The sequence below is a fragment of the Chromobacterium fluminis genome (assembly GCF_011602385.1).
Taxonomy (GTDB): Bacteria; Pseudomonadota; Gammaproteobacteria; order Burkholderiales; family Chromobacteriaceae; genus Chromobacterium; species Chromobacterium fluminis.
In genome coordinates this window covers 1-276 of sequence record NZ_JAAOMA010000149.1, presented here as the reverse complement: position 1 = coordinate 276, position 276 = coordinate 1, and the positions used below count along the sequence as shown (strand labels likewise).

Annotated in this window: 1 protein-coding gene; it reads left to right on the top strand. The window is 74.3% G+C overall.

What is annotated here, in order from left to right:
* Positions 1–276, top strand: a 276-nt coding sequence (locus tag HA052_RS27265) for an AMP-binding protein (protein WP_166454458.1), incomplete at both ends; no start/stop codon positions are given.

The window sequence follows — 276 nt, the reverse complement described above, 5'->3', positions numbered from 1 at the left end:
CGGCCCAGCAAGACGCGCTGGCCGCCTGGAACCGCACCGACGCCGCGCTGCCCGCCGCCACCCTGACCCAGTTGCTGGAACGCCAGGCGGAACTCAGCCCCGACGCCGAGGCGCTGCGCTTCGACGAGGCCGCCCTCAGCTACCGCCAACTGCACCAACGCGCCAACCGCCTCGCCCGCCGCCTGCGCGCCGACGGCGTCAGCCCGGAAACCCTGGTCGCCGTCGCGCTGCCCCGTTCCATCGATCTGGTCGTGGCCCTGCTCGCCGTGCTCAAGG